Source organism: Neisseria mucosa, assembly GCF_003044445.1.
GTDB classification, from domain to species: domain Bacteria; phylum Pseudomonadota; class Gammaproteobacteria; order Burkholderiales; family Neisseriaceae; genus Neisseria; species Neisseria mucosa_A.
In genome coordinates, this window is the sequence record NZ_POWX01000046.1 from 1 (window position 1) to 627 (window position 627).

The 627-nt window shown below is 52.6% G+C and carries 1 protein-coding gene; it reads right to left on the bottom strand.

Features of this window, described 5'->3' with window-relative positions:
- Positions 1 to 627, bottom strand: a 627-nt coding sequence (locus DBY90_RS12460; protein ID WP_107987343.1) for an IS3 family transposase, incomplete at both ends; no start/stop codon positions are given.

The window sequence follows — 627 nt, forward strand, 5'->3', positions numbered from 1 at the left end:
TTTGAACCATGGAATGTTTTGCAATCAATTTCCTATATTCCGCCGTACGGTACAGCACACCTTGGTCCGAATGAAGCATCGTTCCTTTATCAGTCAGCCGGGGTGCGGCTTTTTCGAGCATTTCCTTCACCATTTCGCTGTTGGCATTGCGGCTCATGGCGTAGGCGACGATCTCGCGGTTGAACAAGTCCAATATCGGCGAGAGGTACAGTTTGCCGTCCTTCCCTTTGAGTTCGGTAACGTCGGTCAGCCATTTTTCGTTGGGCTTTCGGGCTTTGAACCGGCGTTTGAGGAGGTGTTCCGATATTTCGCCCATGGCGGGATGGCGGTAGGCTTTTTTTACCCGTATTTTGGCTTTCAGCCCCATCTGTTTCATCAACCGAGCTGCTTTTTTGCGGTTCCAATCCAATGCTGCGGCAATGCGCCTTTGCCCGTAGCGTCCTTTATGCCGCCGGTAGGTTTCGACAAGGAGGGCTTTGTCGGCTTCATCGGGATCGGGTCGGTCTTGGTGGTGGTAGTAAAAGCTGCTTTTGGGCAGGTTTGCGATGTGCAGCAGGTATTTGAGCGGGTGTTGCGCCCTCAGTGTTTGGACGGTTTGGCTTTGTCCTTTTCGGTCCGCTTTTGGCT